This window comes from Afipia clevelandensis ATCC 49720 (assembly GCF_000336555.1).
Lineage (GTDB): Bacteria > Pseudomonadota > Alphaproteobacteria > Rhizobiales > Xanthobacteraceae > Afipia > Afipia clevelandensis.
Genome location: NZ_KB375281.1, coordinates 1 through 21899 on the forward strand (window position 1 = coordinate 1; position 21899 = coordinate 21899).

Genomic DNA, 21899 nt, shown 5'->3' on the forward strand with positions numbered 1-21899 from the left:
CGATTCCGCCGGTCTCGGCGGAAGCGGAGGCAACGGCGGCGAGGGCGGTCACGCCAGCGCGGTTGCGGTCACGCTCAACGGGTCCGTCAGAACCAGCGGTTCAGACGCAAACGGCATCAGCGCAGTGAGCCGCGGCGGCGCGGGCGGATCGGCAGGCGATTGCGCCGGAATTTATTGCGGATCGAGCAGCGGCGGCGGCGCGGCCTACGGCTCCAGTGTCAATGTCACGACGCTGTCCGGCTCGGCCATCGAAACCTTCGGCACCTATTCCAACGGCATTTACGCTGCGAGCATCGGCGGGTTTGCCGGGAGCGGCGGCAGTTCGTATGGCGTTGTCGCGTTCGGCAGCAGTGGCGCCAGCGCCGGTGATGGCGGCACGGTTACGGTCAACAATGCCGGCTCGATCACGACACATTCGGCAAGATCGTACGGCATCTTCGCACAGAGCATCGGCGGAGGCGGCGGCGGTGGCGGCAGTTCCGGCGGCCTTGTGTCGCTCGGCGGCAGCGGATCGAGCGGCGGCAATGGCGGCAATGTCTCGGTGACCAACAGCGGCGCCATCACCACCAGCGCCGCGAATTCGATTGCGATTTTTGCCCAGAGCGTCGGCGGCAGCGGCGGCGATGGCGGAAACTCGGGCGGGCTTGTTTCATTGGGCGGCAACGGTGCATCCACCACCCCCGGCGGCATCGTCACGGTGAGCAATACGGGCACTCTCAGCACTCAGGGCGCGGATTCGCAGGGTATTCTTGCGCAGAGCATCGGCGGGGGCGGCGGCAATGGCGGAACGTCGAGCGGCACCTTTTCCTTCGGCGGCACCGCCGGCGGCGGCGGGAACGGCGGCAACGTCACCGTGAGCAATGGCGGCTCCATCACGACGCTCGGCGTGAATTCGATCGGCATTCAGGCCCAGAGCGTGGGCGGCGGCGGCGGCAACGTCGTGTCGGGAGGCATTGGACTTTCGATTTCGGTGGGCGGCAACGGTGCATCGTCCGGCAACGGAGGCGCCATCACTATCGACAACTACGGTGCGATCCGCACGAATGGTGCGATTGCCCTTGGCATCTTTGCACAGAGCATCGGTGGCGGCGGGGGCAACGGCGGCACCTCCGGAAGCTACGGCCTCGGTGCACCGGTGGGAATCGGCGTTGGCGGCGGCGGCGGCTCGAGCGGTGACGGCGGCGATATCACGATCACCAATCGTTCGACCGGCACGATCACAACCACGGGCGCTGGATCGACCGCGATTTTCGCTCAAAGCGTCGGCGGTGGCGGCGGCAACGGCGGCGCGGCGCTGACCGTTTCCGGCACCGCGGGCGGCGGCACGGTTGCCGTGGGTGGCACGGGCGGCAACGGCGGTAACGGCGGCACTATCACGGTCACGAACGATGGCGCTATCACCACAACGGGCATCAATTCGGTTGCGATCTTCGCGCAAAGCGTCGGCGGCGGTGGCGGCTCGGGCGGCTCGGCTATCGCGGCGACGATCGGCGCCGTGGTTCCGATCGGTGGCGGAAGCGGTTCGATCGGACGTGGCGGCGATGTGACCGTCACCAACACGTCGACCGGAACGATCATCATGACAGGCGCGGGCTCTGTGGGACTGTTCGCACAGAGTGTCGGTGGCGGCGGCGGCATCGCAACCGCGGACAGCGCCGCGACCTTTGCGCTTCAGGCGCAGGGCAACGGCAATGGCGGCACAGTGAGCGTTGTCAATCACGGGTCCATCATCATGACGGGCGATAATGCTGCTGGCGTCTTCGTGCAGAGTGTCGGTGGCGGCGGCGGTGTCGTCGGAAAGTCAGGCGATCTGCTCGGCCTCGATCCGATGTTCCAGGGCACGGCGGGCGGCACGGGCACCGGCGCGAGCGTGTCGCTGATTCAGGACCGCGATGTTGCGGCCATTGGCCTGAACTCGGTCGCTTTGTTGCTGCAGAGCGCGGGCGGCACGGGCAATGGCAACATCGACCTGACCGTAACAGCCGGCACAACGATTACCGGCGGCAGCGGCACCGGTGCCGGTGTCGGGTTCCTTGACGGTGTGACCAACACCCTGACCAACTACGGGACAATCACGTCGATCAACCAGATCGCGGGTAATGCGATGACAGCGACCGGCGGCAACGACACGGTCGATAACTACGGCATTATGACCGGCTCGGTAGACCTCGGCGCGGGTCTCAATGCGATCAACAACAAGGCGGCTGCACTCTTCAACATGGGCGCCAATGTCATGGTCGGCACCGGAAATGTCTTCACCAATGACGGAACGATGTCGCCGGGCGCAATCAACAACGTCTTCACCAGCGCGGTCACCGGAAAAATCGTTCAATCGTCCGGGGCGTCCTATCAGCTCGATCTCGATTTCGGGCCGAGTACTGCGGACCGGATCAATGCGACGGGCACAGGTTCGATTTCCGGAAAAGTCGCCATCAATTTCCTGAACAAGTATCTCGTGCTGCCCGGCGACCATCAGATGACGATTGTCTCTGCGGCTGGCGGCGTTGCCCATCCGGGATTGAGCCTCAACGTGGCGCCGTCAGCAATTGTCTCTTATGGGCTGATGTATCCGAACCCCAACGACATTGTGCTCGGTTACAGCGTTACGTTCAATCCGGTCGGTCTTCCGCCGCAGTTTGCTTCCATCGGCAACGCCATCAACGCGATCCAGACCGCGCGCAGTTCGCCAGGGTTTGCGCCGATTGCATCCGCGTTGTTCGACTTGCCGGATCAGAAGTCGCTGTCGACGTTCTACAATGCAGTGGGTGGCGGTGGCGCGGCCGCCGTGCAGCAAGCCGCGTTTACGGCCGGTACAGCCTTCACGTCGGCCATGTTCGATCAGGTCGGATCGTGGGTCGCAGGAGCAGCAGGCGGCAATGGTGTCGTTTTCGATGACAGGGCGCTGGCGTATGCGGCCGTATCGCCCGCGGACGTTATTGCCAATTCGGCTTTCCGAACGCCTGCGCCTCTCGCATTCTCCGATCGCTGGCGGGCGTGGGGCGCGCCGTTCGGCTCAAGGCAAACAATCGACGGCAACACAACGCTCGGAACGCCGGGCGCGGCCATAACCAGTGTCGGCGGCGGCTTCGGCGTTGAACGGCAATTCGGCGACAACGCGGTTTTCGGATTCAGCGCAGGCGGCAGCGGCGCGACCTACTCCGTGCCCGATCGCTCGACCAATGGCCGTACCGAAGGCGGGCATCTGGGCGTCTACGGCGCCTATCGTGACGGTCCATGGTATCTCAGCGGCAGCGTGGCTTATGGCCGGTTTGATAACAGCACAACGCGGTCGATCAACGCAGCCGGATTGCCGAGCGAATTCGTCATGGGGCGATTTGCCAGCGATCAGCTCTCCGGACGCCTCGAACTCGGATGGCGGCAGACCATTGGCCGTTTCGCGTTCACGCCCTTCGCGGCGATGCAATTCGCAAGTACATGGCAGCGCGGCTACACCGAGACGCCGGTTTACGGGAGCCCGGCCAGCCTGCTCGGGCTGACCTATCAGGCGCAGGCGACGACGTCCTTGCCGTCGTCGCTCGGCCTGCAATTCGACAGCAAGTTCATGCTTGAGAACGGGATGACCTTCGCGCCTTATCTGCGCGCCGCCTGGGTTCATGACTTCATGCCGGACAGACACATTACTGCGTCGTTTAATGTTGCACCGGGTTTTCTGTTCAGCACGGTAGGGACGCCCGCTCTGGCGGATTCGGCTCAGATCGTCATTGGAAGCGAACTCGCCATCGATCGTAAGTTATCGCTGTTCAGTTCGCTGGCGACACAGGTCGCCTCGCAAAGTCTGGCTTATTCAGGAATGGCCGGTATGAAGGTTGCGTGGTAACCATGCGCCGTGGCTGCGACAGAACATCCGGCGGGGAGATCATGAGCAAAGTAGCGCGAGCGTTCTTTCTGATGTCGGGCATTGTCGCAATGGCTCTGCCGGTTACGGTCAAGGCCCAGCAGCCGCAGCACAAGCAGGTCAAATCGGCACCGAAAGCAGCAGCTCCGGCTGCTGCATCGGGCAACACCGCACAGGCCGCACCCGCCGATGGCCACGCGCCGCCGCAACCGGTCTGGACCTCGCGTTGTTCCAGCGAGGGCAGGAAGGCCGCGTTGCTGTGCGAGATCGAACAGAGCCTGTTCATCACCAAGACCGGTCAACTGGTTGCGTCCGTGAACGTCAAGCTCCCGCCCGAAACACGTCAGCCGGTGATGATGATCCAGCTTCCGGTCGGGTTGTTTCTGCCGGGCGGCGTCAATCTGCAGATTGACGAGAGCAAGCCGCAGGCACTTGTAATTCAGACCTGCGACCTGAAGGGATGCTATGCCGCGACGACCGTTTCGCCGGAATTGCTGGGCGCGATGAAGGGCGGGAAGCGGCTGTTGGTGACCTTTCAGAATCTCAACAAGGAAAACGTCAATCTTGCTTTCGTGCTTTCCGGCTTTGCGGAAGGCTACGACAAGATCAACTAGCTTGCGGGAACGCGCGCGGGTGGTATCGACCAGAAGCCGCGCGTGATCGTTCGCGTTCAGCGGTCACTACGGCGCGATGCGATTAACGGGCCGCGCTTTTCCGCCGGCGCGCGGCCGGTGTTGCAGGTGCCGAGGTGGCGGTCGCGTCGTTGTCAATCGTTCCGGCGAGGTGTTCCGCCAGCTTGACGGCGTGATCGCCGCCAGCGGCGAGCCGGGCAAGCAGTTGCGATAAGAGCTTGAACTCCTCGCGGCTCAACGATCCGAACAGCGCATCGTTGACCGGCCGTTGGAACGCAGCGAGGCGTTTCAAGCGATCGAGGCCTTCCCGCGTGGCGGTCAATTGCACGCGGCGGCCGTCGTTTGGATGGACGCTCTTTTCGATCAGGCCACTGGAAACCAGTTTGTTCACTTCGATCGTGACAAACGCGCCGCTCAGATACAGCCGCGCGGCGATCTGGTTGATTCCCATCGGCTCCTTGTCCGTCGAATGCGCGACGGCGATCAGGATCAGATACTGGGTCGGCGACAGGTCGACGTAGCTCGCGAATTGCGCGCGCGCCGCCTCCAGGCTGCGGCCAAAGGCAAAGTAATCGTACAGAAGGCCGCGCAGCGTGCGGTCGCTGTCGCCGTCGAGCAATTCAGGTTTCGACGCCGTCAACAGTACGTCAAGCACCGCAAGCCTCTCATTCTCTTTGATTTCCATAACCGTACCACAGTGCGTCAAACAAGCCACGGCCGCCTTGACGGATTCGGTTGACAGTGCGTAATAGCTTTGTCATAAAGCTAAATAACAAAGATAAAAAGGGTTGGGATCGTCAAATGTCGGGTGCTTCATGGACGGCCGTGCTTTCAGACAGTCTCTTGGGGAATTTGCCACCGGGGTTGCGGTTGTAACCGCGCGCGGGAAGGGCGGCGAGCTTGTCGGCATGACCATGAGTTCGTTCAACTCGGTCTCGGTCGATCCGCCTCTCGTGCTTTTCAGTGTCGACCGAAAGGCTCTGAGCCTCCCGGCCATGCAGGAAGCCAAGGGCTTTGCGGTCAATGTGCTGGCCCGCCAGCAGGAAAACGTTTCCAACCAGTTTGCGCGCGCCCTGGCCAACAAGTGGGATCAGGTGAAGACCAGCGTCGGCCATGCCGAAGCACCCCTGATTTCCGGCGCACTCGCGCACTTCGAGTGTGAGCCTTACGCAAGTTACGACGGTGGCGATCATGTCATTTTCGTCGTCCGCGTCGTCCGCCACACCGTTCATTCCGATGCGCCTGCGCCGCTGATCTTCTTTCGCGGCCGATACCGCGACCTCGTCGACGAAACCGAACGCGAGCCGACCTGGCCGCTGCCCATTCACTATTGATTTCACCGGAGGATTGATGATGCGCTCTGCAAAGGACTATCTGTCGAGCCTGAACGATGGCCGCACGATCTACATCAATGGGTCTGCGGTGGACGATGTCACGACGCATCACGCATTCCGTAACGTCGCGACCTCGATGGCGGGCCTGTTCGATTTCGCAAGCGCGCCGGCCAACCAGGAACTGATGACGTTCGACAACGACGGCGCGCGGGCAAATCGCATCTGGCAGTTGCCGACGTCCTACGCGGAACTGGTCGAGCGGCGCAAGGCGCTCGAAGCATGGGCGTCGCTCCATGGCGGCTTCATGGGCCGCGCTCCGGATCACGTCGCATCCTGTATCTCCGGACTTTACATGGGTCTCGATGTGTTCAAGGCATATGATCCGGCGCGCGCCGGAGCGCTCGAATCCTACTATCGCTACGCTCGCGATAACGACCTCTATTTGACCTATGTCATCATCAATCCGCAGGCGGACCGCTCGAAGGGCGCGGCGGAGCAGGCCGATCCGTTCCTGACGGCCGGCGTTGTCGACAAGGACGCGGAAGGAATCACCATCCGCGGCGCCAAGATGCTCGCCACCGGCGGCGTCGTTGCGGACGAGGTGTTCGTCACGACGATCCAGCCGATGCGTCCGGGTGAAGAGCGCTACGCGATGTCCTTCGCCATTCCGATGAACACCAAGGGCCTCAAGATGCTCTCGCGCAAATCCTACGAGGATGCTGCCGGAGCTGTTTTCGACAACCCGCTCTCAAGCCGCTTCGACGAGAACGACTCGGTACTCTATTTCGATGACGTGAAGGTTCCGTGGGATCGCGTGTTCATCGAGGGCAATGTCGAGATGTGCCAGAAGCAGTTCCATGCGACGCCGTGCCATGTCTATCAGAACTATCAGGCGATGGTCCGTTTGAGCGTGAAGCTCAAGTTCCTGGCGGGCCTCGCGCATCGTACCGCCGAGATGAACGGCGTGACGCAATTTCCGCAGGTGCGCGAAATGCTCGGACAGCTTGCGGCGGAGACCGGGATGGTCGACGCGCTTGTGGCCGCGATGGAAGCCAAAGGCGCGCATATCGGTCCGTACTTTATTCCGCACCGTCACACCCTGTATGCGGCCCAGGTTCTGACCCAGCAACTCTATTCCCACATCGTGAATACGCTGCGCGAGCTGGCCGGGGGCGGCATGATCATGCTGCCGTCGTCGATCGCGGATTTCGCGAATCCCGAGATTGCGAGCCTGATTGAGAAGACGCAGCAGTCGCCGAAGGCGAATTCGCACGACCGCGTGAAGTTCTACAAGCTCGCCTGGGATGCTGTCGGATCCGAGTTCGGATCGCGGCATCAGCAGTACGAAATGTTCTATGCCGGCGCGACCTTCGTCACCAAGGGCCACTCCTACCGCACCTATGATTGGGCGGGCTCGGATGCGCTCGTGCAGCGGATGCTCGACTCCTATGACATGAGCGGTGGAATCGTCTCTCCAAGCAAAGCTGCCTGACATATCGAAGAAGGAGATAGAAGATGCCAGTAAACAAGAAGCACGATGAATTCTACACACTCGATATGAACTCCGGCTGGGAAGTCCCTGCGGGCTATCCGGCAGGCATTCAGCAGAAGATTCTTTCCGGCGGACTGGACGAAGAGAACAGGCGCGGCACGCGCACCCGGCTTCTCCGCTTCGAGCCCGGTGTCTATACGACGGCACCGTTTTCTCACGAGTACTGGGAAGAAGTGTATCTCGTCTCGGGTGACCTGATCGTTGGCAACGATGCGAAGGGCGAGGGCGGCAAGAGCTTTCCGCCGAACACCTATGCATGCCGTCCGCCTCACGCGCAGCACGGCCCGTTCAAGTCGGTGAATGGCTGCATGCTGATCGAAATTCACTACTTCGATCCGGTCTGATCCAGCGGCACTACCAGAATTCCATAGCCAACAGCGCACCATAAGACGGGGGATGTCATGAAAATCACCACTTGTATGTCTGCACTTGCACTGACTGCGGGCCTTGCCTTGTCCAGCCCGGTTGCCGCGCAGGAAAAGCCGGCCTCTGTCGGACTCGGCATTTTCACGTTCACGTCGGGTCCGGCCGCCGCTTACGGGATGCCAGGCAAGAATGCTGCCGAATTGATGATCGAGCAGATCAATGCCAAGGGCGGTTTCGGCGGCGTGCCGATCACGCCGACCTATGTCGATGAAGCCCAGGGCACCCAGGGCATCATCGCGGAATATCGCCGTCTCGCGGGCGATCCGAAGAACCAGGTGATGATGGCCGCGCTGTCGAGCGCCAACTGTCTTGCGCTGGCGCCGATTGCCGATCAGCTCGAAGTGCCGACCGTCGGCTGGAACTGCGATACGCATCAACTGCTGCTGGATGGCAAGAGCAAGTATGTGTTCCGCCCCAACGGCAACACCGTTCCGGAGTTCATCGCCTACGCGATCTATCTTCTTGCGAAGAAGCCGGACATCAAGACCGTTGCCATCATCAATCCCGATTATGCGTTCGGCCATGACGCGGCGAAGATCTTCAAGGCTGCGTTGCAGGCGCTGAAGCCGGACGTTCAGGTTGTCGCCGAGCTGTTCCCCAAGCTCGGCTCGCCGAATTATCAGACCGAAATTTCCCGTCTCGCCACTACGCGTCCCGATGTGATTTTTTCCAATCTCTGGGGCGCTGATCTTGAGAACTTCGTGCGTCAGGCCTCGCCGCGCGGCCTGTTCACCTCGAGCCAGGTCGTTCTGGCGCTCGGTGAAACCGTGCTTCAGCGCGTCGCACTTCCAGACGGCGTGATCGTCGGTGTCCTTGGCGATGGCTGGTGGATGTCGCCGGACGCCAGAGCCAATGCGGAGACAAAGAAGTTTGCCGATGCCTACAAGGCGCGTTTCGGAGAATATCCGGTATTCCCGTCGATCAAGATGGCCAATACGCTTCTCTATGTTCAGGCGGCCTATAGCGCGGCCATGAAGAAGAACGGCGGCAAGTGGCCGAGCCGCGCCGAACTCGCGGAGGCGATGAAGGGCAGCACCGTCGCGACGCTGACCGGAACGACGAAGACACGCACAGACAATGACGGTGTGGTCGACCAGATCGTCGGCGTCACGGCGAAGTCTGCGGATCAGCCGTTCCCCGTGATCGGAGACATGGTTCGTTACAAGGGTGACGCCCTGATGCCAAAGGAAGGGCAGGATCCCATTGCATGGATTTCGACCCTGACGCCGGACTTCGCGAAGTCTCTGCCAAAGCCCGGAAGCTACAAGTAATCGCGCTTGTCGCTTTGCCGCAGTCCATCTGACAGGTGCATGAATGTCGACCACCATCATTCCTCTGTTACTGGATAGTCTCGCCAGCGCCGCGTTGATCTTCTTCGCGGCGGTGGGCCTGACGCTGGTGTTCAGCGTTCTGAGGGTCCTGAATGTGGCGCATGGGAGCCTTTACTCGATCGGCGCCTATGCGGCGGCCTCGATCTGCCTGTTCATCGCAAGCAGGCAGCTCAGTCCGTATCTGTCATTCTTGGCGTTGCTGTTCAGCGCGGTGTTTGTCGCTGCGATCTTCGGTCCGCTGATCGAGCGGACCCTGATCCGATGGACCTATGGAAAATCCGAAGCGGTTCAGATTCTGATCACATTCGGACTTTTCCTGATCCTCGAAGATGTCCAGCGCATGATTTTCGGCGTGCAGTCCCTGTACGAGGATGCGCCGATGCGGCTTCTCGGCACCTCGTCGATTGGCGGCGTGGTCTATTTGAACTACCAGATTCTTCTGATCGCGATGGCCGTGCTTGTCATCATCGGCCTGCGCCTGCTCATCAAGCACACCCGGCTCGGGCGGCTGATCACCGCCGTCGTCGCCGACCGCGAAATGGCGCAGTCCATCGGAATTGATACCAACCGGATATTCGTTATCGCATTTTCGCTCGGCGTGTTTCTCGCAGCACTCGGCGGCGCACTGGCGGTTCCGACATCCGGTGTTGCGCCAGGCCTCGGCGCCGACACGATGGTCCTTGCCTTCGCCGTCGCCGCCATCGGTGGCCTCGGTCAGATTGAAGGCGCAGCGCTTGCATCGCTGATTGTCGGTTTCGCGCGCGTGCTGGCCATCTATTTCGTGCCGTCGCTCGATGCCGTCGCTCCCTACGCGGCGATGCTGATTGTTTTGTTGATCCGTCCTTACGGGCTGTTCGGCTCGGTCACGGCCCGGAGGATATGATGCGCACAGGTCTTGCCATTGCGGCCGTTCTCGTTCTCGCGGTTGCGCCGGTGCTGGCGCCCTGGCTGGAGTTCGTTCTCACGTTGGCGATTGCCAAGGGTTTTGCAGCGCTTGGCGTGGCGATCCTGCTGCGTGCAGGGCTGATTTCGATCGGCCATGCCATGTTCTTTGCGGCAAGCGCTTATGGCGTCGCGTTCCTGGCGCGTGCCGGAATTCATGACTTCGGCGCTCTGGTTCTGCTCTCCGTTCTGGTTGCCGCGATCGCCGGCGCCGTGGTCGGCGCGTTCATGGTGCGCTATCGCGCGATCTTTTTCGCGATGCTGAATCTTGCGGTGTCGATGGTGTTTTATGCCCTGTTCGCCAAGCTGTACGGCGTGACCGGCGGCACCGACGGCATGGCGGTTCCGATTCCAACCGTCTTCGGGATTGTGTTGAGCGAACCCGCTTTCAAGAACGCGCTGTTTTACGGCAGTCTCGCGCTGATGATCCTGGTCGGTCTTGGCGTGCATCGCTATCTGGGCAGTCCGCTCGGTCACGCTCTTTCGGCTGTTCACACCAACGAGGTGCGCCTCGAGTATCTCGGAATTCCGGTCTGGGCCGTGCTGTTGATCGCCTATGTTGTGTCGGCTGCGCTGGCGGGTCTTGGCGGCGCGATTACGGGCTTCGCCATCGGACGTGTGGTGCCTGACTTTGCCTTCTGGACGGCTTCGGGACAACTCGTCCTTGTCGCGGTTCTTGGTGGCGTCGGCGGCGTTCCGGGCGCCTTCATCGGCGCGCTGTTTCTTGAGCTGCTTCACACCGCGGCGGTCACGGTGACCGACGCCTGGAATCTGATTGTCGGCGCCGCGCTGATCATTGTGATCATGTTCCTCCCGAAGGGGCTTTACGGACTGCTCGCGCGGAAAGAGGCGGTGGCAAAATGAGCGAAGGCATTCTTCAGGCGCGCGACCTTCATGTCGGCTTCAACGGCGTCAAGGCTGCGGATGGCGTCAGCCTCGATATTCATCCGGGCGAGTTTCTTGCGGTGATCGGGCCGAACGGGTCCGGCAAGACGACTCTTCTCAACCTTTGCACAGGTTATGTGAGGCCGGCTTCCGGCAGTGTTCATCTGGCCGGAAAGGACATCACGCGCCTTACGCCGCGTGCGATTGCGCGTCTTGGCGTTGCGCGAGCATTCCAGATTCCACAGCTCTTCTCCGATCAGCGTGTGATCGAGAACATGATGCTCGCGCTTGCCGCAAAGGATGGTCTGTGGACGGTCGTTCGTCCGCTCGAGACGGAATCGCGAAGCAGGGAGGCCAAGGCGCTTCTCGAACTGGTCGGGCTTGCGGACGACGGCAATCGCATCAGCAGCACCTTGCCCGAGGGGCATCGCAAGCTGCTCGACATTGCCATTGCGCTGGCGTTGAAGCCGCGCCTCGTTCTGCTTGACGAGCCGACCAGCGGGGTCAGTTCGCTTGAGCGTTTTCCGTTGATGGAAGCCTTGATGGGGGCGCTTCGCCAGCGCCAGATGACCGCGCTGTTTGTCGAGCACGACATGGATGTTGTTGCCCGCTACGCCAATCGCGTCCTCGTCTGGAACGCAGGAAAGATCATGGCAGAGGGGCATCCGGACGTTGTCTTCAAGGATGAACGGGTTCTGCAAAGCGTCGTGGGAGTGGCGTGATGCTGAGTCTCGACAAGGTTCAGGTTTCCATCGAAGGTGTCCGCGTGCTGCGTGATATCAGTTGCGACATCGTCGAACGCAAGACGACAGTTCTGATCGGCCGCAACGGCGCGGGAAAGACCACGACGCTGCGGGCGATCATGGGACTGATCGCGCTCGACAGTGGCGCGCTCAGGCTCGACAGGGAAGATCTCAACCGGTTTCCCGCCTATTATCGCGCGCGCGCCGGAATCGGCTATGCGCCTGAAGACCGCAGGCTGGTTGCGGACATCAGCGTTGAAGAAAATATCATTCTGCCCGGTCTGGCGCTGAAACTCGACAAGGGCGAAATCAAGCGCCGGCTTGACGAGATTTACGCGCTGTTGCCGCAGTTGCATGTGATGCGCGAGCGGCCGGGCGGCGGAGTCTCCGGCGGTCAGGGCAAGATGGTGGCGCTGGGGCGCGCGCTTCTTATCGCCAGAAAAGTGCTGTTGCTCGACGAGCCGTTTCAGGGATTGGCTCCGGCGTTGGCGCTGGATTATGCACGCACGCTCGGCGATTTGCGCAAGCACAGGCCCGAGCTTGCCTTGCTGATCACCGAATCGAGCCCGGTTCTGCTCGACAGCATCGCCGACAGGACATTTCAGATCGAACGCGGCGAAATCATCACAAAATCGGCGGAAGCCTGAAGGAACGCAGATGTTTCTGGAATTCAATCGCATCGCAAGCAATGGAACCGACCTTATCAGGATCGACATTCATTCGCTGATCATCGCTGGATGGGCCGGCCGGGACGAGGCCGCAATCGAGCATCACATCGAGGAACTCGCGGCCATCGGCGTTCCGCGCCCATCCACCACGCCGCTTTACTACCGTGTCGCCGCGCAGACGCTGACGCAATCGGACGACCTTGTGGTTCTCGGGCCGGATAGCTCGGGCGAGGTGGAGCCAGTCGTCGTTGCGATGGCGGACGGCCTCTGGATCGGCATCGGTTCGGACCACACAGACCGGAAAGCGGAAGCCGCCGGGATTGCCCTGTCGAAGCAGCTTTGCGGAAAGCCCGTCGGGCGCGACCTGTGGGCCTATGCCGATGTCGAAGGTCATTGGGACCAACTGATCCTTCGCTCCTGGGCGACGATCAACGGCGAGCGGGTTCTCTATCAGGACAGCCCGGTATCGTCCCTGCGGACGCCCCGCGACCTTATTCGCAGGCACACCGGCTTGGACACGCTCCCGGCGGGGACGCTGATGTTTTGCGGCACACCGGGCGCCATTGGCGGCATTCGCCCGGCAACCCGCTTTGAAATGGAATTGAAGGATCCCGTCCTTAACCGTTCGCTCATGCACGGTTATGATATTCCGGTGCTTCCCGTTATTTCCTGATCGCTCGTCTTCATTCCGGCAGACTGAAATGACCTCCAGCTCCGACAAGATCAAACTCTCCGCCGTCGAACGACTGGAGGTCGCGTTGAGCCTGATTCAGTCCGCAGGCGGGAATGGCGGCAAAGCCTTTACGGACGTGTTTGCCGAGAGCGCCCGGAGGGAAGCCGAAGCATCGGATCGGCGTGCGGCGGCGGGACAGACGCGCGGACCGCTCGACGGCCGGATCGTTTCGATCAAGGATTTGTTTGACGTGGCAGGCCAGGTGACCGGCGCTGGGTCGGCCGTTCTGCGCCAGTTGGCTCCGGCTGCGGCGGATGCGGTCGTCCTGAAGCATTTACGTGCGGCAGGTGCTGTCGTTATCGGCAAGACGCAGATGACGGAATTTGCGTTCTCTGCGCTCGGGACCAATCCGCATGACGGCGTCCCGGGAAATCCAAGAGATCGCCAACGTGTGCCAGGCGGGTCGTCATCCGGCGCGGTTGTGTCTGTTGTCGACGGGATGGCGGAGATTGGCATCGGTAGCGATACCGGCGGTTCGATCCGGATTCCGGCGGCGCTTTCGGGAGCGGTGGGCTTCAAGCCAACGCGCGGCCGGATATCGACGGACGGTGCATTCTCGCTATCCTCCAGTCTCGACACTATCGGGCCGATTGCCACGAGCGTTGCGGAATGCGCCGCGACGGATCGCGTCCTGTCCGGAGACCTGACCTCGGAGCCATTGCTCGCAGCATCTCCCGGCAGTTTTCGTCTGATCGTTGCGCGTGGCCGGCTGCTCGACCGGTGCGAACCGGAGGTGCTGGACGGTTTTGAGGACGCTGTAAGGCGGCTTCGCGCCGGAGGTTTGCAGATCGAGGACGGTTCGATCGACCAGGCTCTCGATGATGTGGCCCGGATTGACACGATTGGCACGTTTCCCTCGATCGAGGTAGGTGCGACGTTGCGCGGGCTCGGCATTACCAGTCTGGACGGCGTCGATCCGAAAACCCGCGTTCGTATCGAGGCCGGAGCCGGCATTCTCGCGACCGACTATGTGCGCATGACGCGGCTGCGCAATGCGGCCGTCAAGGCGTTTGAGAATTCATTCGCGCACGGCGATGTATTTATTGTTCCGACGACGCCGATCCGGGCGCCGCTTCTCGCATCCGTGCAGGAAGATGCGGCTTTTCACGAAGCCAACGGGCTTGTCCTCCGCAACCCGCGCGTCGCGAACATGCTTGACTGCCCCTCGATCTCGCTTCCGCTGCCGATTGAAGGCCTGCCCGCAGGACTGATGCTCATTGGCCGGAGAAATGCCGATCGCCGCCTGCTCGAAATCGCAGCGCGGATCGAAGCAATCCTTCGGGGAGTATAGAATCGCGGAGGCAGGATAGTCCTGCCTCTCAGCATCCATTAGACAAACACATATAGGCGCAGCGATCTGCCCTTATCGCGGCTTGCTCTGCTTGTGCTCCGCGGCGCGGCGAAGCGCCTCAGCGAGTGCGCCGCCGCCCGACGTTCCGGCTTGCGCGGGCTTGCGCTGGGCGGGTGTGCTGGATGACGGCGCGCGCGAGTTGCTGCGCGGCTCATTCCTTGCTCCACGATCGGGCTTTGCTCCGATTTCATCGTCCAGACGCAGTGTCAGTGCAATGCGCTGACGCGGCACGTCGACCTCAAGCACCTTCACGCGCACGATGTCGCCAGGCTTCACCACTTCCCGCGGGTCCTTGATGAAGGATCGCGACATCGCCGAGATATGGACAAGGCCGTCCTGATGGACGCCGACGTCCACGAATGCGCCGAACGCGGCAACGTTCGTGACCGCGCCTTCCAGAACCATCCCCGGTTTGAGATCGCTGACTTTCTCGACTCCGTCCTTGAAGACGGCAGCCTTGAAAGCGGGCCGAGGATCGCGGCCCGGTTTTTCAAGTTCGCGCAGAATGTCGGTCACTGTCGGCAGGCCAAACGTGTCGTCGACGAACGCCTGTGGCTTGAGCTGCCGCAACGCGTCGGAGTTTCCGATCAGCGCTTTGATGTCGCTCTTGGTCGCAGTGAGAATCCGCCTGACGACGGGATAGGATTCCGGATGAACGCCTGAGGCATCGAGCGGATCTTCGCCGCCGGTGATGCGCAGGAATCCGGCACACTGCTCGAATGCCTTGGGGCCGAGGCGCGGCACGTCCTTGAGCGCCTTGCGCGATTTGAACGGACCGTTCGCATCGCGGTGCTGCACGATGCTTTGTGCGAGGCCGGACCCAATTCCGGACACGCGCGCCAACAGCGGCGCCGACGCGGTGTTGGCATCGACCCCGACGGCATTCACGCAGTCTTCAACCACGGCGTCGAGCGAGCGAGAGAGCTTCGCTTCGCCGAGATCGTGCTGATACTGTCCGACACCGATGGATTTTGGGTCGATCTTTACAAGTTCCGCCAGCGGGTCCTGAAGCCGCCGCGCAATCGAGACCGCGCCGCGCAGGGTCACATCGAGTTCAGGCAATTCCTCTGAAGCGAAGGCTGAGGCCGAATAAACCGAGGCACCCGCTTCGGAGACGACGATTTTCGACATCTTGAGTTCGGGGAGAAGTTTCACCAGCTCCGTCGCCAGCTTGTCGGTCTCGCGGGAGGCCGTGCCGTTACCGATAGCGATCAGTTCGACGCGGTGTTCGCGGGCGAGCTTGCCGAGGATCGCAAGGGCCTCATCCCATCGGCGCTGCGGCTCGTGAGGAAAAATCGCGGTCGTCGCAACGACTTTTCCGGTTGCATCGACGACGGCGACCTTGACGCCTGTCCTGTATCCCGGATCGAGCCCCATCGTGGCGCGCGCACCGGCGGGCGCGGCCAGCAAAAGGTCGCGCAGGTTCGATGCGAAGACACGGACGCCTTCTTGTTCGGCGGCAGTCCATAGCCGCAGCCGAAGGTCGATGTTGAGATGCACCTGTATCTTGGTGCGCCAGGCCCAGCGGACGGTTTCCATAAGCCATTTGTCGCCCGGACGCTTCTGATCCGAGATGGAAAAGCGCTGCATGATGCGGAATTCATAGGAACTGACAGCAGCGGGCGTCGCCGGAACCGGCTCGGGCAGCATCTGAAGATCGAGGACTTCTTCCTTTTCGCCACGAAACATCGCAAGAATGCGGTGCGACGGCAGCTTGTTCAGAGGCTCGCTGAAATCGAAGTAGTCGGCGAATTTCGCGCCGGCTTCCTTCTTGCCGTCGCGCAGTTTCGAGGCGAGCAGTCCGTTCGACCACATCTGCTCGCGCAGCCCGCCGATCAGATCAGCGTCTTCGGCAAAGCGCTCAACCAGAATGGCGCGGGCGCCATCGAGCGCCGCTGCGGCGTCCGCGACTTGCTTGTCCGCATCGACGAAGGGCAGGGCGGCCGTCTGCGGATCGTTCTGCGGCTGCGTGAGCAACAGCTCTGCCAGCGGCTCAAGACCGGCTTCCCTGGCGATCTCGGCCTTGGTGCGGCGCTTCGGTTTGTACGGCAGATAGATGTCTTCGAGGCGGCCCTTGCTGTCCGCCGCGAGAATGGCTGCTTCGAGGGTCGCATCGAGCTTGCCTTGCTCGCGGATGGAATTGAGGACAGTGACGCGGCGTTCTTCAAGCTCGCGCAGATAGGTCAATCGCTCTTCAAGCGTACGCAGTTGCGCGTCGTCGAGCGCGCCGGTGGCTTCCTTGCGGTAACGCGCGATGAACGGAACGGTAGCGCCGCCGTCGAGCAGACCGATGGCGGCTTCGACCTGCTGTTCGCGGACGCTGAGTTCATCGGCGATTTTTTGAGAGATTGTTTTGGCCACGCGGGAATACCTTTCCAGGCAAGAAATCGCGATCCTGAATCAGGCAACGCAGGGAGTGGGCTTATGGACCAGGCACCGGTGATTCATCAATCCCGAGCTTGGTGAAAATGGATCTGTGGATGACCTTCCGCAACCTTTGCGGTCAACAAATCTGTCTCACCAGGCCGCGTAGGGAGCACGCAGACACCATAATATATAGTGCCTGCGGACATATGGCTCTGATCTACGTGGATCACCGTTCGCGTCCCGGGGAGCCGCGGATCGCCGAATCCGCTATTTTTTCAGGGCCAAACGATCGCTCCGCGAAAGAACGGCAACCCCGGTTCAGGGCGGCAGGCCCCATTTTATGCGAAAATCCCCGGTAAAACCTCAACAAAGCTGTGCAAACGGCTAACCAGCAGCGCTTTTTGATGGAATTATCAATAGTGTGTTCTCACTCGAATCAAAGGAGTGACTATGGCAGTCCAAATGACGAAATCGCAGTTGATCGAAAAGATCGCTACGGAGACCGAAATTTCCAAGAAGGAAGTGAAGGGTGTTCTCGAGACGCTCGCATCGGTCGGCTACAAAGAACTCAAGAAGTCCGGCGTTTTCCTGCTTCCCGGCTTCGCAAAGTTTGTCGTGATCAAGAAGCCTGCGACCAAGGCCCGCAAGGGGACCAATCCCTTCACCGGCGAGCCGATGACCTTCAAGGCAAAGCCTGCCCGCAAGATCGTCCGGGCCCGCCCGGTCAAAGCTGCCAAGGACGCAGTCTAAGCCTTCAAAGCCCCTTCGGGGGCTTTTTTGTTTGCGTGCCGGCAAAGGCCGCTGAACGATGTGCCAGTCTACCGGGCGGCTTGCGCCGCCGGAGGCAGTCTCCTAGTTTGCCGCACTATCGTGATTTTGGTGCATCCATGAGACCGCGACTGGCTGATGTGGCCCGCATGGCGGGCGTGGACGTTTCCACCGCGTCGCGTGTGCTTCGTGGCGAAACGAGCCAGCGCATCCGCGAAGAAACCCGCCAGCGCATCCTCAAGAGTGCGCGCGAACTCGACTACTCGCCCAATACCCTCGCGCAGGGGCTGCGGACATCGCGCAGCCAGACGCTCGGCCTCATTGTGCCTCAACTGGACAATCCGGTTTTTGCCTCCGCGATCCGTGGCGCGGAAAAGGCGTGCGCGCAGCATGGATACTCATTGCTGATCGCGCATCGTGAATCGGGAGCGACCGACGCAGTCTATCATCGCCTGTCGCATGGGAACCGTGCCGACGGTCTGCTGGTGGCGAGCCTTGATGATGATCGCTTGCTACGCGCGGAACTCGAATCCACGCATACGCCTTTTGTGCTTCTGAACCGTCGGCTCAAAGGCAGTCCCTACTGCGTTGTGCTGGACAGCCGCGCCGCCGCGGCCATCGCAGTGGACCACCTGGCGCAGATGGGACATCGGCGGATCGCGCATCTGGCAGGGCGTCCCGGTGGATTCAACGCCGGCGAACGTCTTGCGGGATATCGCGACGGTCTCAAACGTCATGGCATTGCCTTCGATCCGAAACTCGTGGCTGTCGCGGGCTACACCGCGGAGGGGGGCGCAGACGCGATGCGCGTTCTGCTCGCGCAAAAGCCGACAGCGGTTCTCGGCGCGACGCTGGTGACTGCGGCTGGTGCGATGGCCGTGTTGCATGAGGCTGGACTGCAAATTCCGCGCGATGTTTCGGTGATGGGACTGCACGACGCGCCTGTCGCCACGATGCTCTATCCGCAGTTGACTTCGGTGAAGATGCCGACCGAACTGATGGGCGAGATTGCCTCCAATCTTCTTATTGATCTTCTCAAGGGAGGCGCGCCACAGCCGGTCGCGCCACTGGCGCCCGACGGTCTGGTCCTTCGCGCCTCCACAGGCCTGGCTCCCCGTTAAATTTTGACTTGACCTGCCTGGAAGTTTGTAAGACGTTTGAACAAACGATTGCGCAAACCGTTTGTTCAATCTCAGAAACGAAGCGGCCAGGGAGTACGTCGAGTGAGCGTGGCGAATTTGGCCTCTGAACAGGGGCTGTCATGACCGCAACCACCATTGCTGCAGTTCGCGACGCGGATCGCGTCGATGAAAGTCTGGCGCAAGCCTTTGGCGCGCTTGTCGGACCTGCCAACGTTTTGACCTCATTCGATCAGCGGCTTGGTTATTCGCGCGACCGGCTGCCGTTTGCGGTTTTCCGTGAACGAGCCGGAGAACTCGCCGGTGCTGTTCCCCAACTTGTTGTGCGCCCTGCGAACCAGGACGAAATCATCCGGATTGTGCAGCTTGCGAAGGCGCGCAATGTCGCGATCATTCCCTACGGCAACGGCTCCGGCGTGCTCGGCGGGGCTATTCCGCTGGGCGGCGAGGTCATGGTGGACACGCGCCGTCTCGACAAAATCGTTTCGATTAATCCTGTCGACGCGGTGGTGACGGTGCAGGCCGGCATGAACGGCGCTGATTTCGAGCGGCACCTCAATGAGGCCGGCTACACCAGCGGGCATCTGCCGCAGTCGATCGAGATATCGACGGTCGGAGGCTGGCTTGCCTGCCGAGGTGGCGGACAGTTAAGCAGCCGCTATGGCAAGATCGAAGATATCGTTGTGGGTCTCAAGGCCGTGATGCCGGACGGATCGCCGCTTGAAGTGCGGCCGGTTGCGCGCCGCTCGGTCGGTCCGTCGATTCGCGATCTCATGATCGGCAGCGAAGGCACCCTAGGAATCATCACCGAGGCGACCTTGCGCATCTTCAAGAAGCCTGCGGTCGAGCGCGGTGTCGTGCTGGCATTTCCGTCGCTGCAGGCCGCGCTGGATACTGCGCGCCTGATTATGCAGGCGGAATTGCGCCCGGCCATCGTGCGTCTCTACGACCGGGTCGAGAGCGACGAGCGCACCAAGGACATTCCACTCTTCAAGACCAAGCCATTCCTCGCGGTACTGCAGTTTACCGGCAGCGAGCCGCTGGTCACCGCCGAGCAGGGCATGGCGCTGGAAATCGCCAAGGCGCAGGGCGGTGAAGTCGGGCCGGATGGTCCCTATGAGCACTGGAAGCAGAACCGCTACGTCGCGTATTCACAGAAGTGGCACGACGCCGGCTACTTCAACGATACAATCGAAGTGACGGGCAACTGGTCCGCAATCCCTGCGATGTATCAGGCGATCGGCGCTGCGGTGCAGGCCATCCATCCCGGTACGCATTTCGGTGCGCACTGGTCGCATGTCTATCCGGAAGGCGCTTGCCAGTACATGACCGTACGCTTGCCGCCGATGCCGAAAGAGCAGGCCTTACCCATTCATGAGAAGCTGTGGGATGCCGTGCAAAAGCTGACGCTGGATCATGGCGGCTCCATCGCGCACCATCACGGCGCGGGTCTGTTCCGCAATCCGTGGATGCAGCGCGAACTCGGGACCGGCCTTGCGGTTCTGCAGGCGATCAAGGATGCGCTCGATCCTGGTAATCTGTTCAATCCCGGCAAGATCGGACTGCGGCCTGGCGCAGGCGCGAAAGACATCCGCCGTGACTGATCCAGCGCACATTCGTGTCTTCGCCAGGGAGGATGCCCATTATGGCAGCGTCTGATCCCCTTCTGGTGGGCATTGATCTTGGCGCGGGCTCGCTCAAGATCAGCATTATCAAGGCCGATGGGTCGCTGGTGAGCGAGGCTTCGGCGCCGGTTGTGACATCGTCGCCGCATCCCGGCTGGAGCGAACAAAATCCGGAGGACTGGTGGCTGGCTGCTTGCGACGCCTTGCGCCGCGGGCTGAAAGCGTCCGGCCGTCCGGCTTCCGATATCGCGGCCATCTCGTTTTCGGCAGGCGCGCATACGCAGGTGCTTGAAGACGCCGACGGTCATGTCATTCGTCCGGCCATTCTGTGGAACGACCAGCGCAGCCGCGAGGAGACCCAGCAGCTTCGCGACAAGGCCGACGCGCGGATCCTCGAGATCGGGGCAAACCGCGCCAACCCGACCTGGACGCTGCCACAGATGTTGTGGCTGCGGCATCACGAGCCGGAATCGTTTGCGCGGGTGAAGCGGCTCTATGTCGCCAAGGACTGGCTCCGCGCACAGTTTACCGGCACATGGGAAACCGACACCATCGACGCGCTCGGCACCTTGATGCTGGATGCACAGACCGCGGAATGGTCCAAAGAACTGTGCGACATGATCGGCTGGCCGATGGCCACGCTGCCGCCGATCGTTAAGCCCAGCGCTATCGTCGGCAAGGTGACGGCGAGGGCGGCGCAGGCGACGGGGCTTGCGGAAGGCACGCCGGTGGTTTGTGGCACGTCGGATACCGCGGCCGAGACGTTTGGCGCAGGCATGGTGCGCGAGGGCATCGGCGTCGTGAAGCTGGCAACCGCGGCCACGGTCAATGTGCTGTCGCCCAAGGCCCGGCCGGATTTCTCGCTGATCAATTACTATCATGTGGTGCCGGACCACTGGTATGTGATCGCAGCCACGAACTCCTGCGCCTCGGCGCATAAATGGTTGCGCGACACGTTCTTCCGCCGGGAAGGCGAGGATGGCAGCGCGGTTTTCGATGCCATGGACGCGAAAGCATCCGTGGTGCGGCCCGGCTCGGAGGGGCTGTTCTTCCATCCCTATCTCAACGGCGAGCGCAGCCCATACTGGGATCCGCTGCTGCGGGCGGATTTTGTCGGGGCCGGCTTCAATCATGGCGCGGGTCATTTTGTCCGCGCGCTTTATGAAGGCGTTGCCTATTCGCTGCGCGATTGCCTTGAGGTCATGAAGTCGAAGGACCTTGGCTTCACGACCGCGCGGCTGACCGGAGGCGGTGCACGCAGCGCGCTGTGGCGGCAGATCGTTGCCGACGTGCTGAACATCACCGTCGAGCTTCCTGCCGTTGCGGATGCGTCATTCGGTGCTGCGCTACTGGCCGGGGTCGGCGTCGGGATTTTCAAGGACGAGCGCGCGGCCGCCGAGGTGGTCCAGATCGTGTCGCGTGCGACGCCGGATCCGGCGCGTGCTGCGGTCTATGATCAGGGCTTCCCGATCTACCGCGACATTCAGAAGGCGCTCGCGCCGATCAACCATCGCATTCACGCCTTCGTGGCCGGTCAGAACAAGTAA

At 61.7% G+C, this 21899-nt stretch carries 18 protein-coding genes; 16 read left to right on the forward strand and 2 right to left on the reverse strand.

Annotation, left to right across the window (positions count from 1 at the left end; all coding sequences use genetic code 11):
* Both HMPREF9696_RS22095 and HMPREF9696_RS00015 read left to right on the forward strand, forming a co-directional pair.
* Positions 1-3838, forward strand: a 3838-nt coding sequence (locus HMPREF9696_RS22095) for an autotransporter domain-containing protein (protein WP_002710867.1), incomplete at its 5' end; no start/stop codon positions are given.
* A gap of 41 nt (positions 3839-3879) precedes the next feature.
* Complete coding sequence (locus HMPREF9696_RS00015; RefSeq protein WP_002710868.1) at positions 3880-4470, forward strand: invasion associated locus B family protein; 591 nt, start codon at positions 3880-3882, stop codon at positions 4468-4470.
* A gap of 82 nt (positions 4471-4552) precedes the next feature.
* Here the strand turns inward: HMPREF9696_RS00015 and HMPREF9696_RS00020 are convergent, their stop codons facing one another.
* The gene (locus HMPREF9696_RS00020) at positions 4553-5107 is read right to left on the reverse strand and encodes a MarR family winged helix-turn-helix transcriptional regulator (RefSeq protein ID WP_245259176.1); all 555 of its coding nucleotides are present in this window, start codon (positions 5105-5107) and stop codon (positions 4553-4555) included.
* Between the two features lie 196 nt (positions 5108-5303).
* Between HMPREF9696_RS00020 and HMPREF9696_RS00025 the strand changes: the two genes are divergently transcribed.
* The 10 genes from HMPREF9696_RS00025 (at position 5304) to HMPREF9696_RS00070 (ending at position 14393) form a co-directional block, all read left to right on the forward strand.
* Positions 5304-5822, forward strand: coding sequence for a flavin reductase family protein (locus HMPREF9696_RS00025; protein ID WP_002710870.1), 519 nt, complete (start codon positions 5304-5306; stop codon positions 5820-5822).
* A 16-nt stretch (positions 5823-5838) separates the two neighbouring features.
* Positions 5839-7314, forward strand: a complete 1476-nt coding sequence (locus tag HMPREF9696_RS00030; RefSeq protein WP_040301027.1) for a 4-hydroxyphenylacetate 3-hydroxylase family protein — start codon at positions 5839-5841, stop codon at positions 7312-7314.
* 23 nt (positions 7315-7337) lie between these two features.
* The gene (locus tag HMPREF9696_RS00035; protein WP_002710872.1) at positions 7338-7718 is read left to right on the forward strand and encodes a hypothetical protein; all 381 of its coding nucleotides are present in this window, start codon (positions 7338-7340) and stop codon (positions 7716-7718) included.
* 75 nt (positions 7719-7793) lie between these two features.
* Entirely contained in the window at positions 7794-9071 is a 1278-nt protein-coding gene (locus HMPREF9696_RS00040) for an ABC transporter substrate-binding protein (protein WP_009735571.1), read from the forward strand.
* A gap of 43 nt (positions 9072-9114) precedes the next feature.
* Positions 9115-10014, forward strand: coding sequence for a branched-chain amino acid ABC transporter permease (locus HMPREF9696_RS00045; protein ID WP_002710874.1), 900 nt, complete (start codon positions 9115-9117; stop codon positions 10012-10014).
* A complete protein-coding gene (locus HMPREF9696_RS00050; RefSeq protein ID WP_002710875.1) occupies positions 10014-10937 on the forward strand; it encodes a branched-chain amino acid ABC transporter permease in 924 nt (307 codons plus the stop codon). The genes HMPREF9696_RS00045 and HMPREF9696_RS00050 overlap by 1 nt, the downstream gene beginning before the upstream one ends.
* Entirely contained in the window at positions 10934-11680 is a 747-nt protein-coding gene (locus HMPREF9696_RS00055) for an ABC transporter ATP-binding protein (protein ID WP_002710876.1), read from the forward strand. The genes HMPREF9696_RS00050 and HMPREF9696_RS00055 overlap by 4 nt, the downstream gene beginning before the upstream one ends.
* Positions 11680-12348 carry an ATP-binding cassette domain-containing protein gene (locus tag HMPREF9696_RS00060; RefSeq protein WP_002710877.1) on the forward strand — a complete coding sequence of 223 codons (669 nt, stop codon included), beginning with the start codon at positions 11680-11682 and terminating at the stop codon, positions 12346-12348. The genes HMPREF9696_RS00055 and HMPREF9696_RS00060 overlap by 1 nt, the downstream gene beginning before the upstream one ends.
* A gap of 10 nt (positions 12349-12358) precedes the next feature.
* Positions 12359-13042, forward strand: coding sequence for a DUF2848 domain-containing protein (locus HMPREF9696_RS00065; protein WP_002710878.1), 684 nt, complete (start codon positions 12359-12361; stop codon positions 13040-13042).
* A gap of 28 nt (positions 13043-13070) precedes the next feature.
* Positions 13071-14393: an amidase family protein gene (locus tag HMPREF9696_RS00070; protein ID WP_002710879.1), complete on the forward strand. Its 1323-nt coding sequence runs from the start codon at positions 13071-13073 to the stop codon at positions 14391-14393.
* Between the two features lie 72 nt (positions 14394-14465).
* Here the strand turns inward: HMPREF9696_RS00070 and HMPREF9696_RS00075 are convergent, their stop codons facing one another.
* Positions 14466-16814: a Tex family protein gene (locus tag HMPREF9696_RS00075; RefSeq protein WP_002710880.1), complete on the reverse strand. Its 2349-nt coding sequence runs from the start codon at positions 16812-16814 to the stop codon at positions 14466-14468.
* A gap of 456 nt (positions 16815-17270) precedes the next feature.
* Between HMPREF9696_RS00075 and HMPREF9696_RS00080 the strand changes: the two genes are divergently transcribed.
* The 4 genes from HMPREF9696_RS00080 to xylB all read left to right on the forward strand — a co-directional run bounded on the left by HMPREF9696_RS00080 (position 17271) and on the right by xylB (position 21899).
* The gene (locus HMPREF9696_RS00080) at positions 17271-17570 is read left to right on the forward strand and encodes an HU family DNA-binding protein (RefSeq protein ID WP_002710881.1); all 300 of its coding nucleotides are present in this window, start codon (positions 17271-17273) and stop codon (positions 17568-17570) included.
* Between the two features lie 137 nt (positions 17571-17707).
* Positions 17708-18709 carry a LacI family DNA-binding transcriptional regulator gene (locus HMPREF9696_RS00085; protein ID WP_002710882.1) on the forward strand — a complete coding sequence of 334 codons (1002 nt, stop codon included), beginning with the start codon at positions 17708-17710 and terminating at the stop codon, positions 18707-18709.
* Positions 18710-18849: 140 nt separating this feature from the next.
* Positions 18850-20331, forward strand: coding sequence for an FAD-binding oxidoreductase (locus HMPREF9696_RS00090; RefSeq protein ID WP_002710883.1), 1482 nt, complete (start codon positions 18850-18852; stop codon positions 20329-20331).
* A 41-nt stretch (positions 20332-20372) separates the two neighbouring features.
* A complete protein-coding gene (xylB, locus tag HMPREF9696_RS00095; protein ID WP_002710884.1) occupies positions 20373-21899 on the forward strand; it encodes a xylulokinase in 1527 nt (508 codons plus the stop codon).